General features: G+C 28.9%; 16 protein-coding genes and 3 pseudogenes. 4 read left to right on the forward strand and 15 right to left on the reverse strand.

Going from position 1 to position 13922, the window contains the following annotated elements; all coding sequences use genetic code 11:
- Positions 1–168, forward strand: a pseudogene (locus KQI30_RS17670) (transposase); the annotation flags it as partial.
- A gap of 411 nt (positions 169–579) precedes the next feature.
- Positions 580–1638 carry a glycoside hydrolase family 5 protein gene (locus KQI30_RS08055; protein WP_216462795.1) on the forward strand — a complete coding sequence of 353 codons (1059 nt, stop codon included), beginning with the start codon at positions 580–582 and terminating at the stop codon, positions 1636–1638.
- Between the two features lie 106 nt (positions 1639–1744).
- Here the strand turns inward: KQI30_RS08055 and KQI30_RS08060 are convergent, their stop codons facing one another.
- The 11 genes and pseudogenes from KQI30_RS08060 to KQI30_RS08110 all read right to left on the reverse strand — a co-directional run bounded on the left by KQI30_RS08060 (position 1745) and on the right by KQI30_RS08110 (position 9129).
- Positions 1745–2266: a DUF1836 domain-containing protein gene (locus KQI30_RS08060; protein ID WP_216462796.1), complete on the reverse strand. Its 522-nt coding sequence runs from the start codon at positions 2264–2266 to the stop codon at positions 1745–1747.
- 20 nt (positions 2267–2286) lie between these two features.
- Entirely contained in the window at positions 2287–3132 is an 846-nt protein-coding gene (locus KQI30_RS08065; protein ID WP_216462797.1) for a DegV family protein, read from the reverse strand.
- Positions 3133–3297: 165 nt separating this feature from the next.
- On the reverse strand, positions 3298–3963 hold the full coding sequence (locus tag KQI30_RS08070) for a pseudouridine synthase (protein ID WP_216462798.1): 666 nt from the start codon (positions 3961–3963) through the stop codon (positions 3298–3300).
- Positions 3950–4300, reverse strand: a pseudogene (locus KQI30_RS08075) (GNAT family N-acetyltransferase); the annotation flags it as partial. The pseudogene KQI30_RS08075 and the gene KQI30_RS08070, both read right to left, overlap by 14 nt.
- A 71-nt stretch (positions 4301–4371) precedes the next feature.
- Positions 4372–4500, reverse strand: a complete 129-nt coding sequence (locus KQI30_RS17335) for a hypothetical protein (protein WP_301281814.1) — start codon at positions 4498–4500, stop codon at positions 4372–4374.
- A gap of 23 nt (positions 4501–4523) precedes the next feature.
- The gene (locus tag KQI30_RS08080; RefSeq protein ID WP_216462800.1) at positions 4524–5363 is read right to left on the reverse strand and encodes a pentapeptide repeat-containing protein; all 840 of its coding nucleotides are present in this window, start codon (positions 5361–5363) and stop codon (positions 4524–4526) included.
- A 40-nt stretch (positions 5364–5403) separates the two neighbouring features.
- Positions 5404–6021, reverse strand: a complete 618-nt coding sequence (locus KQI30_RS08085) for a hypothetical protein (RefSeq protein WP_216462801.1) — start codon at positions 6019–6021, stop codon at positions 5404–5406.
- Between the two features lie 151 nt (positions 6022–6172).
- Positions 6173–7192, reverse strand: a pseudogene (locus tag KQI30_RS08090) (RNA-guided endonuclease TnpB family protein); the annotation flags it as partial.
- Positions 7193–7226: 34 nt separating this feature from the next.
- Positions 7227–7403 carry a hypothetical protein gene (locus KQI30_RS08100; protein ID WP_216462802.1) on the reverse strand — a complete coding sequence of 59 codons (177 nt, stop codon included), beginning with the start codon at positions 7401–7403 and terminating at the stop codon, positions 7227–7229.
- A gap of 55 nt (positions 7404–7458) precedes the next feature.
- The gene (rpiA, locus tag KQI30_RS08105; protein ID WP_216462803.1) at positions 7459–8136 is read right to left on the reverse strand and encodes a ribose-5-phosphate isomerase RpiA; all 678 of its coding nucleotides are present in this window, start codon (positions 8134–8136) and stop codon (positions 7459–7461) included.
- Positions 8137–8178: 42 nt separating this feature from the next.
- Positions 8179–9129 carry an NYN domain-containing protein gene (locus KQI30_RS08110; RefSeq protein WP_216462804.1) on the reverse strand — a complete coding sequence of 317 codons (951 nt, stop codon included), beginning with the start codon at positions 9127–9129 and terminating at the stop codon, positions 8179–8181.
- Between the two features lie 417 nt (positions 9130–9546).
- Here KQI30_RS08110 and KQI30_RS08115 point away from each other — a divergent pair, with 417 nt between their 5' ends.
- A complete protein-coding gene (locus KQI30_RS08115; protein WP_216462857.1) occupies positions 9547–10791 on the forward strand; it encodes a hypothetical protein in 1245 nt (414 codons plus the stop codon).
- Between the two features lie 62 nt (positions 10792–10853).
- Here KQI30_RS08115 and KQI30_RS08120 read toward each other — a convergent pair whose 3' ends face one another.
- Together KQI30_RS08120 and KQI30_RS08125 are read right to left on the reverse strand one after the other, a co-directional pair.
- Complete coding sequence (locus KQI30_RS08120; RefSeq protein WP_216462805.1) at positions 10854–11285, reverse strand: flavodoxin; 432 nt, start codon at positions 11283–11285, stop codon at positions 10854–10856.
- 11 nt (positions 11286–11296) lie between these two features.
- Positions 11297–11860, reverse strand: a complete 564-nt coding sequence (locus KQI30_RS08125; RefSeq protein WP_216462806.1) for a DUF3793 family protein — start codon at positions 11858–11860, stop codon at positions 11297–11299.
- Between the two features lie 232 nt (positions 11861–12092).
- On the opposite strand from KQI30_RS08125, the gene KQI30_RS08130 reads away from it, so the two are divergent.
- Complete coding sequence (locus KQI30_RS08130) at positions 12093–12455, forward strand: metal-dependent transcriptional regulator (RefSeq protein ID WP_216462807.1); 363 nt, start codon at positions 12093–12095, stop codon at positions 12453–12455.
- Between the two features lie 328 nt (positions 12456–12783).
- On the opposite strand, the gene KQI30_RS08135 is transcribed toward KQI30_RS08130, so the two are convergent.
- Both KQI30_RS08135 and KQI30_RS08140 read right to left on the reverse strand, forming a co-directional pair.
- On the reverse strand, positions 12784–13560 hold the full coding sequence (locus KQI30_RS08135) for a ZIP family metal transporter (RefSeq protein ID WP_216462808.1): 777 nt from the start codon (positions 13558–13560) through the stop codon (positions 12784–12786).
- Positions 13561–13715: 155 nt separating this feature from the next.
- Positions 13716–13916 (reverse strand): hypothetical protein, encoded by a 201-nt coding sequence (locus KQI30_RS08140; protein WP_216462809.1) that lies wholly within the window; start codon positions 13914–13916, stop codon positions 13716–13718.
- Positions 13917–13922 lie beyond the last annotated feature (6 nt).

The raw sequence follows: 13922 nt of genomic DNA on the forward strand, positions 1-13922 counted from the left end.
TGGGTCGCATATTATAACTTTCTAAGACCTCATCCATATAACTATTGGAAACCACTTAATGAACTTGAAGCTCTTGATGGTATCGATAATATGCCTGCCAAATGGCAAATATTAATCAGATTAGGACAGCAAGCTATTTTAGATATCCAAGAAAAAAATGCTTCCTAACGGATTATATAACCAAATATAAATTTTTTTGCCTTCATTAAAGGTCTTTTTGTCATGCTTAAATTTAAATTATTTCTTTAATTTACTACCTTAAATTTTCAAAATGGTAGTGTTTTTTGTTATATTATTTTTTCATAGCAAACTTTACACTATCTATTCTAAAGATTATACCAGATATCCGGCGTATGTCAAATTTTTGAATATATGTAAAATGCGTCGCCTATATTTTCTAATTTTCTTAAACATAATTTACAAATAAATTAATATTTTCACCACTATTGTCATATTTTTAAAATTGCTATACTCTGTCTATAGATAATATGACTTATGTCTTTCACACAAACCTACATAAATTAATATAATATATTATTACTTTATGTATCTAAAAACTCTAAAAGGAGAAGAAATACTATGGATAAATTTAAATCTTCAAAAGAAATCGTCAATTCTATGGGTGTAGGTTGGAATTTAGGAAATTCTTTAGATTCTTATAGCCCATGGATTACAAGTAATAACCCTACTGATTATGAAATGTCTTGGGGCAATCCTGTAACTACTAAGGCTATGATAGACAAAGTTGTGGAAGGTGGTTTTAGAACCATTAGAATTCCTGTAACTTGGGACACTCATATAGGAGAAGCACCAGATTATAAAATCAATGATGCTTGGATGAAGAGAGTTAAAGAAGTTGTAAATTACGCTATATCAAACAATGTATATGTTATATTAAATTTGCACCATGAAGATAATTGGCTAATTCCTTCGTTGGAAAAAGAAGCTGAAGTTACTAATAAGCTTGAAAAAATATGGTTTCAAATTGCATATGAATTTATTAATTATAATGATCATTTACTTTTCGAATCTTTCAACGAAGTAAGAGAGAAAGGCTCTCCTCTTGAATGGATGGGCGGTACTAAAGAAGGTCGTGCCATTGCAAATAGATACAATGCTACTGCTGTAAAAACTATTCGAAATACCGGTGGAAATAATAGCAAACGATCTATATTAATACCAACCTATGCTGCTTCTGGATCATATGAAGCTATAAAAGATCTTATTATACCAAATTCTAAAAATATTATTGTATCAATCCATGACTATTTTCCTTATAATTTTGCTATGAATTGCTCTGATGAATATGCCACAGATAAATGGGGATCTATTGATGATAAAAAAGAATTGATAGAACGCCTCAATTCATTCTATTACACTTTTGTATTAAGAGGTATTCCTGTTATAATCGGTGAGTTTGGCTCTACTAATAAAGATAATTTGTCTTATAGAGTTGAACATGCCAAATCCTTTATTTCATATGCAAAGAAAAGGCATATTGGTTGTATTTGGTGGGATAATAATTCAAATTCTATTGGTGCTGAAAATTTTGGACTATTTGATAGAGATGCTCTTAATTGGTATCATCCTGAAATTCACAACGCTTTAATTAACTCATACAACAACACTTCTATTTAATAATAAAAGTAGGTATCGCATTAACAAATAAAAATTTGTTATTGATACCTACTTACTATATGACAAAAGATCCAGCCCTCTGATATCTCTATCCAACTTCTTTTTATTAACTTTCTATTTCTTCCTTTAACATATATTGAACAAATATCTTATGTGAAAATGACATTATCATAGAACGAAGTATTTCACTTTCATTACTTTTTACTTTAGCTGAACTAGCTGCTGAAAAATCCCTTGTAGTAAAAACTGATTTTAAACTTTCTTCTAACTCTCTACAAAAATAATCATAGCTAATTTCCAAGCTACAAATATCTTTTTGCATCTCAAAAAGTCTGTGAATTTCTTCTAGAGTAAATATTTGCTTCATTGTACAAATTACTATTAAATATGCAATATGTTCTCTATCATATTTTTTATCAATTGGTGGCAATATAATCTTCTTTTTAACGTAACTATTTATCATTGTCGCTGTTAAAATCTTTTCCTCTGAATCATCAAAGACATCAAAAACACTTTCTACAAACTTAATAACTTGATCCTTATATAATGGTATATTCGGTATTTCGTTATATCTCGGACAATGAAACTCTAAAATTTTCGTTATATTATCATCGTAGTCAGCAATCATCTAATTCACCTACTATACTTCTAAATATTAAGCTTTTTTATAGCTTGTATTGAAACCGCTCTTGGTCCTCCCTGCGCCACAAAAACTGGTCCTAATATATTAATTTCTATATCTGCCTCTGGAATCCTCTTATATATTATATTTTTAGCATCCATAGCAAGATTTTCTGCACAACCATGAGAAATATAGATCTTATAGCTACTATCTACACCTTCTTCTATTAATGATGCACATATCTTATCTATAGCTTTTTTAAAAGTTCTCTGTGTTGAGAATTTTACTAATTTCTTAGCATCATCAGCTAAAGTCATTACAGGTACTAATTTAAGTTTTTCTCCTATATTACCTACTAGTGAAGATACCCTACCCCCTCTAATTAAATATTGAAAATCATTTGGTATAAGAAATGACTTTGTTTGTTTCATCATTAAATTTATTGTACTGACTATTTCCTCTTTACTCTTACCATCATTAGCTAAATTAATAGCTGTATCTACTAAATATTTTTCAGGTCCACAAAGTGTTTTTGAGTTAATAACTTCTATCCTGTCTGGATTTTCTACAATAGCTTTTGCAGAGCAAGCTGTACTATAAGTACCAGATAACCCATCTGCCATTGTTATATTAATGATTTCGTCATCAGGGTACTTCTCATAAATATTTATAACATCACCTATAGCAGGTTGTGATGTTATTGGTAAATGTCCCTTATTTATTATATCTATAAATTTCTCTGTTGTAATTTCCTCATTTTCCTTATATGTATCATTGTCTATTGTAACTGAAAGTGGTAAAATCTCTACTCCTATTTCTTTTCCTTCTTCTATTGAATAAAGTGTGGACGAATCTGATACTATCCTAATCATTATATACCCTCCAATTTAAATTGCCGTTCTAATAAATCTATTTTTTCATTCTAATACATCTAGTTACCAAAACTATATGTATTAGAATATCACTCTAAAATGCTTTTGTCAACAAAAATAGGACTGCTGCACAATAAATCAATCTTGTACTTCAGTCCCAATTATTTAATATAATTCTTCTTTATCAAAACATCTCCACTTGCCAATTTCTATATCATTAAGACATAGGTTTAATATTCTTATCCTTTTAAGAATAACTACATTATATCCTAAAGTTTTGCACATCCTTCTTATCTGCCTATTTAGCCCTTGAGTCAAAATAATTTTAAATGTATCATCACTTACCTTTTCCATTTTACATGGTCTAGTTTTTACTCCTAAAATTTCTACCCCCGCTGCCATCTTATTTAGAAATTCTTCATCGTAACTTTTATCAACAGTAACTACATATTCCTTCTCATGCATATTTTCCGATTCTAATATTTTATTTGCCATTTCTCCATCATTGGTTAATATTATAAGTCCTTCAGACTCTTTATCTAATCTTCCAACAGGAAATATATAATCTGGATAATTAATATAATCTATTATATTATTTTCTACATGAGAAGCAGCAGTACATACTACTCCTACCGGCTTATTAAATGCTATATAAACTTTCTTTTTCGGTAGTAGTTTTTCATTATCAAGAAGAATATCATCACTTTCTTCTACCCATTGCCCTTGTATGCACTTACTTCCATTTACTATTATTCTTCCATCTTCGATTAGCTTTCTAGCCTCTTTCCTAGAACATATACCATAATTACTTAATAATTTATTTATTCTCATTTGTTTTTCCTTTATATCTTTTTATATTCCATTCATCTTCTAGCATAGACATTATAATTACATCATGATAATGTCCATTTATCAAAACTCCATCACGTCTACGCCCTTCTTCTACAAATCCTACTTTTTTATACATAGCCTTTGCTCTATTATTATAATCAAAAACTTCTAACTCCACTCTATGTAATTTTAATTCTTCAAAAACAAACCTTACAGCTTCTTTCGTTGCCTCGTATCCTATCCCCTGTCCAAAATATTGTGATTTAAAAATAGCTATACGAAAAATGCAGCTACTATTCTCATCATCAATATCCATTAAAGATATCTCTCCTAATAACTTGCCTTCTTTATTTCATATAAGAAAATGACATCTTTCTTCTTCATTAATTATTTTACGCACAAATGATATTATCCCCATTTTTGGATTTTACTAGTAGTTCTAGTATAATAGAGCATTTCTTTATCAGGATTTTTGAACCCTTCTTCCCAATATTGCTCTATATCTTCCTCTTTAATTTTTCTTAAAAAAATCTCCATAATAGTATTCTCTCTTTCGTTTATTACCAATGACGAGGTCTTTTAAGTGACTTCGGAAGTTTTGTATTACTATCTCCTTTTGCACTATTAACTTGTCCTTGCGTAAGATATATAGCTTTCTCTAAATTTGCTCCACTTAAATCTGCATCTCTAAAATCTGCTCCTAAAACATCCACATATGATAAATCACTTTTTCTAAGATCTGCTTCAATAAGTAAAGCTCCACTGAAATCTTCACCTACTAAATTTCTATTTCTAAGATTTGCTCCCATTAGATCCAATCTTCCTGCTATCATTCTACTTCTTTTCACTTTACTATTGCTACTTTTATAATTCCTTTTTCTTAAACTTTCACTAGTAGTGAGTAGCAGAGGGTTTACTTTTTTTCTGTATTCTTTTATATCTATATCTAAAAGTGATTTCCCATCCATATCAGTAAGTGCTATTATTTCCAATATCTCAGTTTCAATATTATTTCTCATAGCTTCATCTTTATTTATCCTATAAGCTTCTTTTAAGTACCATAACATCTCATATAATTGTCTCATTACAACAAAAACATCAAAGATTTCTTTTCTCTTATTAGGGTTATCCCTCCAACTTTCTCTCTTATATGTACTTTCTGCCACCTTTTGCCCTGCACCAAAACAATCATAAGCAATACATCCCTTAAGCCCTTTGCTCTTAAGATCTTCATGGACTTTACATCTAAAATCATCATTTAGATGTACACATGGTTTATCAGCCTCTTTATCTGTTGGAAATCCTTCTGATTTTGAAAAATATAGAGCAACACAACAAAGTCCAAAACATTCATCACAGTTTATTGATAATATTTCATCTAAATTAAACTTGTTAATCATATTATTTATCCCCTTAAATTAATTATATTATTTTATAAACTTAGTACAATCTCTTTTTCATAATAGTAACTAAAATGGTAGCTTCAAAAACAGTGTAAATTATCATTGTTATTATAGGCATTAATAACTTTATTAAAGAAAAATGATGTAAATGAAGAAATATTTCCGTAAACATATTTATAGGCGGCAAGATCCATATAACAAACTTCAAAAATGCTACTTCTTTTATTATTTGTTCCTTAAAAATAGATATAATTACTAGTAAAAAAATCAATAATCTCGATGTTTTTGTATTACTAATTATTCTTGGTTGAAAAAACATCCCAAAAACAACTCCGATATTTGAAAATACTATATGAATTATTAATATTGAAACTATATCAACTATTGTTAAGGGATATAAAAAACCGCCACAAGTTACTCCAATAATGGTAGAAAACAATGATAATAATACCCCAAAAAACTGTAGCATAAATATCTTTGATAATAAATACTGAGTATAACTTTTTGACTTAAGAATCAATATCTCTTCAGATGTGTTTTGCTCTGCATCAAAATATGTATATCCCATCCATGCCATTACAAAAAATAATAAACATGATGAGAAAATAAAAGTTCCTGTAATATCAATTGGTCTTAATGTATACGTAACAACCATATTTATAAGTGAACTACTCACCACTTACAGAAGTGGGAGCTTCTTGGTCAATATGCCTAATGGCACAAGTTTACCCAAGCTAACAAGGTAGTTCCTACCTCGAGAAAATACCAAAATTACATTACTAATTTCAGTAGATTTATACTAGCATTTATATCTCTATCATGGTTAGTACCACAATTGGACAAGTCCAATTTCTCAATGCTAGGTTTTTTACATCACTATTTTTATAGCCACATTCTGAACAAAGTTGACTACTAGCATAATTTGATGGAGCAATTATAATTTCTCTATCGTGCCAAATAGCTTTGTACTCTAACATTGTTCTAAACTCTGCCCAACTAAATTCACTAATTGCTTTGGCTAATTTATAATTTTGTAACATATTCTTAACTCTCAAATCTTCTAAAACTATCCCTTGGTTTTCGCTGATAATTTTAGTTGATAATTTATGTAGAAAATCTTTTCTTTGATTAGCTATCTTTGGGTGAAGTTTAGCCACCTTTAATCTTGCCTTATATCTATTATTGCTACCTTTAATTTTTCTGCTCAAATCCTTTTGTAGCTTAACTAATTTCTTTTCTGATTTTCTAAGGTTCTTGGGATTATCAAATCTATCCCCATTAGAGCATATAGCAAATTCTTTTAATCCAAGATCTATACCTATCTTGTTATCATTCTTAGGAAACTGTATATTTTCAGTATCTACTAAGATAGAAATATAATATTGGTTGCTTGGAGTTTTAGAAATAGTTGCAGATTTAATTAATCCTTTGAATTTTCTATGCAGAACTATTTTTATTTTAGATTTTAACTTAGGAATTTTAATATAATTCCCATCTATGCTAATAGTCCCTTTTTGATTGTTTGTTGTATAACTAAATCTATTGGTTTTCTTAGACTTGAACTTAGGAAATCCTACTGATTTATCCCTAAAAAAATTCTTATATGCTTTATCTAAGTTTATTTGAGCATTAGCCAAAGCCAAGCTATCCACTTCTTTTAACCAAGGATATTCTTTTTTTATAAGTCTACTACTGGCAGATTTATAAGCATTTATGAATTTAGATATTTCTGTATTTGGTGAACCTCTAAACAGTAAGTGAACATGGTCTTTATCATAATTCCATTCTTCTAAAGTTACATTATACTTAGTTGAAATACACTGAAATTATTCTATTGTTATCGTTGACTGTCGTCAAGTGCTATCCATCTCCCACTTTAGAAGATGGGAGAATTTCGCACATTCCTGTTAAAAATTCATTACTAATATCTGAATTTACTTTTATTGTTGCTTTTTCATCGTCTTCATTAAGACTAAATATTTTTTCATTATTCTCATCTAAAAAACTCTTTAATCCAATATTATTAGCGAAAATCATAGTGGAAAAATTTATTTATCTCTTCAAGATCCTCTTCTGATCCTTCTTTTATTTACTAATCGCCTAAAGTATTTTCAATTACCTTAACTCCAGTATCGGTACCAACAATAATACGATTACAAGTATTGATAAATAGACCTGTTTCTAAAACCCCAGTTATTACATTAACTTTACTATAAAACTCATTAATATTTATTGGGTTTCCTATGTATAAATCAACAATATAATTACCATTATCAGTTATAAAAAACTTATCATCCTGTATCCTTATTACAGGATTTAAAGAATAACTTTCTAATTTTCTAATTACATGTTTATAACCATAAGGTAATATTTCAACTGGCAAAGGAAATTTACCAATCCTATCAACTAATTTGCTATCATCCATAATCCATATTACTTCTTTTGCTAGGCTATCAACAATTTTTTCTCTAAATAATGCTCCACCACCACCTTTAATAGCGTTAAATTCTTTATCTATTTCATCTACACCATCAATTGCTAAATCAATTCTATCTACCTTATCTATAGGTACTAAAGGAATCTTAAATTCTTTTGCTAAGTTCTCTGTACTTTTTGAAGTTGCAACTGCCTTTAAATTCATACCACCTTGAACCATAGCTCCAACTTCTTTAATCATATAATACGCTGTAGAACCAGTTCCTAATCCTAATATCATTCCATCCTTTATATATTCTGTTGACTTTTGTCCAGCAATTCGTTTTTTCTCCATCCATCCACCTTCTAAAAAGTATTTACTATTTGCTTTATCCCTCTATTTTATTTTTATTCTATTGCCACTAACTACTATCCTATCAAAACTATTTAAAAACTTTGAAAATTGATTATATCCTTGTTCTTTAAAACTAAAATTAGGATACTTTCTCTTTATTTCTTCATGAATAATACTCATATTTTTAATTTCTTTATTATTCTTCTGAACGACCTCTATTATGAATTTTTCCATATCCTTTCTATTAACTTTCTTTTCTTTTTCGGATACATAAAATCTCTTAGTATCCTTTTGCAAAATTAGTCCATCGATATTCTCAATGAAAGTTGATAACTTATTATATCCATAATATCTAACATCAAATTCTGAAAACTTCTCATTGAGTTTTCTTCCCAATGTTCCTAAATCTGTTTTGCCACCAGTCTCACTATTACTATGTATTACCTTTACTATAAAACTCTTTATAACAGAGATATCTGTTACTTCTTCTTTTGATTCTTTATCATTATTTCTATTTTCTTCATCAACATTAGTTATAGCACTTTCTACTTCTTTTTCATCATCAGCTTGTAATAAATCTAAATACTTAAACTGATTACATGACCTAACAAAAGGCTTAGGCGTTTTGCTTTCTCCCATTCCAATAACAAACTTTCCCTCTTCTCTTAATCGCATAGATAATCTTGTAAAATCACTATCACTAGTGACTAAACAAAATATATCAATATCTTTTGTATAAAGAATATCCATAGCATCAATAATCATACTGGAATCTGTAGCATTTTTTCCTGTAGTATAACTATATTGCTGTATTGGATTTAAAGAATATTGTAATATACTTTCTTTCCATCCATTATTCCTTGACCAATCTCCATATATTCTTTTATAGTTTGCTACACCATATTCTTCTAGATCATCAAATATTGTTTTAACATAATTGTAGGATATATTGTCCGAGTCAATTAATACCGCTATCTTTCTTTTATCATCCATAATAATCCCTCACCATTCCTCGTAAAATTTCATATACCAAATAAAACCTTATAATTATAATAACGCATGAAAACTTAAATTCTTTATGATATTCATTTAAAATTAACTTATGTCTTAAATGTTCCCTAATATATTACCCACATATTCTGCTATTATTATCAAGTATATATATATAAGTTCTAAAAAACAATCTACATTGATAAGAAACTTATGTTAGAAGTTGTTTATCTTATTTCATTTAATGATGTAGATTTTCAAATAAAACATATATACTAAAAGCACTAAAAAAATTGGAGAAAAATATCATATCAAATTAATTAACTCTAAAAATATCTTTACTATAAGTGATCTTGTATATTGAAGTAAAATATCGCTAATACTAGAAAAGATATTTTGAAAGGACGTGATTCCATGACTATGAATCCATTTTTAGAAAGTGCTGCTTCTGTAGATTCTCACTTTAAAAGTTGGAAAGATATCTATGCAAAAGCTTATAATAAAAATGATGTAGATCCATATACAAAAACAAGGATAATTCTTGTTAATGGAGCAGAGTTTGAAGCTAATTGGTTTTCTCACCAATTCTCAAGACACTGTACTAACAATGAATTAAGAAGAGAGCTATCTCTTTCTAGAAGATTAGATAAACAGCAACAAATGCTAATAGGATCTCTTCGTCCTAAGGATGAAACCATATTGGAAACCACTATAAGCTATGAGCAATTAGCAGTAGATTTAACAGCTAGACTAGCAAAACGTGAACCAAACAAAGCTGTAAAAGATGCTCTTGATTTTGCCTTATTAGAAGATTTTGATCATTTATATAGATATTCTGACTTGCTTTATATGGAATCTGGCGTGAAAGCAGAAAACTTAGTCGGTCATTATACTGAAATAATGCCTGGTAGACCAACTATTTCAGAACACAGATGTCCAAAAGATAATATTAGAAACTTTGTTGATTTCAAAACTGCCGATTTAATCACTAAATTAGATGTATCAATAATAACTGCTGCAGAACAACAAACTATGAACTATTATATGAATATAGCAGGATTTTACTCAAGTGATATAGGAAGAAATCTATATCAAGAAATAGGTTTAGTAGAAGAAGAACATGTATCTCATTATGGCAGTCTTTTAGATCCTAATTGTACATGGCTTGAAAATTTGTTAATGCATAAGTATACAGAAGCATATCTATATTACTCTTGCTATAATGATGAAGTTGATCCTTATATAAAAGAAATCTGGGAACAATTATTTACTGAAGAAGTATCTATGCTTCATCATGCCGCTGACCTTTTAAAGAAATATGAAAATAAAGAATGGCAACAAGTTATTCCAGATGGAACTTTCCCTGAATTATTAACTTTAGGAGAAAATATTGCATATGTACGAGATATATTAAATAATACAGTAAATAATACAACTATAAAAGATGATTATGTTGATGTAAAAACTTTAGGCAATGACTCTTCTTTCTACAAGTTCCAAAGCAAGGTTAATAGTAATATAGAAAATGTACCAAGTCATAAAGTTATTGAAGAATATATCGCAAAATACAATGAAGATTATAGATTCGAAACTGCTGAAAATCCTATTGAAGAACTTAGAAATAGGACATCAGACAATACTAGTGTAGGTAGACTCACAAAATAATATTTCTCTTATTAAATAAAAAGAATGACTTTTCTCAAAGCCATTCTTTTCTACTTAAATCTTTAAATTGCTGCTAACTGCTTACCAAGATTTTTACACTCTTCTAAAACACTTTCATCAGGCATATCTTGACATATCAGTCCTTCTCCATTTAATACTTTTGCTCCCGCTGCAGTCATTCTATCTTCCCAGTCACGCATCCATTGTCCATCTCCCCATCCATAAGATCCAAATAGCGCTATTGTTTTTCCATTTGAAATTTTTTCCACTTCTTCAACAAATGGTTCCATCTCGCTTTCTTCTAACACTTCTACTCCCATCGCAGGGCATCCAAGTGCAAAAACTTGTACATCCTTTAAATCTTTTGCTGCTATCTTTGAAATATCTAATACTTCAGCTTCTTTTCCTGCAGCAATAACTCCTTCTCCTATTGCATTTGCCATAGTTTCTGTATTCCCTGTTTGTGACCAAAATCCTATAACTATTTTACTCATAATTTCTCCTCCTAAATTTCATATCTATTTAATGAACTTGTATAATACAAATCCAATAACTGCAAAATATCTTTCTTGCTTTTAACTGTTCTTATTGCTATCTCTTTTACAAAGTCATATTTTTGAAAAGTTTCAATTGCTTCTAAAAGATTTCCGTATACCTTCCAATATCCAACATATAAAAAATTCATACCTCTATTTTCTATAAAACCTTGTACATCATCTACTGGATATCCTAAGATTAATCCCATTTCATGGGGAAATTTTTCTCTACTACTTCTACAGTTTCTGTACCTTTTTGCAAATTGAATCAACACATCATCTATATTTTTATATCTGTATCCTAATCTATACATCAACTCTTTTACCCTTTCTGATTTTAAATATATTTCTAATTGCTCTTCGCGATAGATCAACAATATAGCTTTTTGCCCTATGGTATACAAGATATAAACATTTATTAATGTATCTCTAAACTTTTTTATTACATCATTTACCTCCAATTTATGAATGATAAGTAGATTTGAAATTTTAATACCTGTAAGTACAGGTGAACATTGCAAAGCAAGCTTCATGTCTAATTCTTGAAAATTATTTTTTTCTATAATTAAAAATCTTCACCCCTATAAAATTTCTTTAGTTAGTTATATCTAACTTAAGTATATTATAACTAACTATTTTCTTAAAATCAACAGATTTTAAGAATTCTTATCAATATTATATTTGATGTTATTTTTCAAATATGATATACTTACTGAAGTTTAAATCAACTAATTTTAACTATATTTAAACTGAGGTGATATATCCATGAAATTGAATGAATCTGCTGAAAATTATTTAGAAACTATATTAATATTAAGTAAATCTCTACCTGTTGTTCGATCCATTGATATTTCTGAGAAACTTGGTTATAAAAAATCTAGTGTCAGTGTAGCTATGAAAAATTTACGTCAAAAAAATTATATTACAGTTACCAAAGAGGGCTATATTTACCTTACCGAGTCAGGTATCGAAATAGCAGAAATGATTTATGAGAGACACAAGCTTATATCTTCTTGGTTGGAAAAAATCGGTGTCAATAAAGAAATTGCCTCTGAAGATGCTTGTAGAATTGAACATGTTATCAGCAAAGAAAGTTTTGAAGCAATAAAAAAATACATAAAAAAGTGATAAATAATAGAATTATTATATTTCAATTTTTATTTTAAAAGACTAATTTTATTAATTAAATTAGTCTTTTAAATATAATGAGAACTTCAATTTCATATATCATAGTTATCTCATTATTTCATAATTATTATATTAAAACCTCAATTTTCATTGTTAATCTCATCCACACTCGCTGTCCGCAGGACTATAATGCTTTTCCATATAGGAAAAGCCACCTTAATTGAGAATTGTGCTTTGTAAATTGTGAATTCTAAAAAGATGCATCTTACTAATCTTATACACATTTATTTAAAATTATATCTCCATAATTTACTTAATATATATTCTATCACCCAAGAGCTACATCCAACACCATCATTATTGCAAATCCTATTGCAAATCCAATAGTACATATATCGGTCTTGTTATCTTTTGAAGCTTCCGGAAGCAATTCTTCTACCACCACATAAATCATAGCCCCTGCTGCAAAAGATAAAAAATAAGGTAAAGCTATTGACATGACTCCTATTAATGCTAATGTAATTCCAGCTGCTATTGGCTCTACGACACCAGACATCATTCCATATAAAAAGGACTTCTTCTTACTATTTCCTTCACTCCTAAAAGGTAGTGATATTATTGCTCCTTCAGGAAAATTCTGAATTGCGATACCAATGGCCAATGCATATGCTGTCATTATGCTAATATCTCCAGTTTGTGATAATAATCCTGCAAACATAACTCCAATAGCCATTCCTTCTGGTATATTGTGAAGAGTAACTGCTAACATAAGCATTGCTGTATTACTGAGCTTAGTTTTAGGTCCTTCTAAAGATTTTCTATCTAAGTGAAGATGTGGAGTGATTTTATCAAGAAGAAATAGAAATGCTATTCCTAAAAGGAATCCAACTACCGCTGGCATAAAAGCAAGTTTTCCCATATCTTCTGACATTTCAATAGATGGTATTAACAAAGACCATACTGATGCTGCCACCATAACTCCTGATGCAAAACCTAATAATGTTCTTCTTAACCAATCCTTCATTTCATTTTTTATTAAAAATACACAAGCCGCTCCTAAAGTAGTTCCCAAGAACGGAATTAGTAATCCTATTATTATTTTCATAATACCAACCTCCTATATCTATTATTCGTCGTTAGTTAGTTTTAACTAACTCTATTGTATACCAAATAATCCTGTTTTATCAACAACAATATAAAAAGGTTGTCAAAATAAATAATCTAAGAACTTTTTATAATCTCAAAACTTCACTTATACTCCTATGACTTAAGACACAGCTCAATTAATCTGTACTCAAAAGTACGTAATGTTTTTATGTTTTTTATTTCCATTAAAGCTTCCTTATTATTCTTTAATCTTTCTATATATAATATAATTGCCATTGTCTTATAATTTACACTATTTCTATAAGTTATAAATTCTTGTTGTGCTTTTGTAAATTTTTCTTCTAATGCATCCATTTTTAA

This window comes from Clostridium bornimense (assembly GCF_018917145.1).
GTDB classification, from domain to species: domain Bacteria; phylum Bacillota; class Clostridia; order Clostridiales; family Clostridiaceae; genus Clostridium_AN; species Clostridium_AN bornimense_A.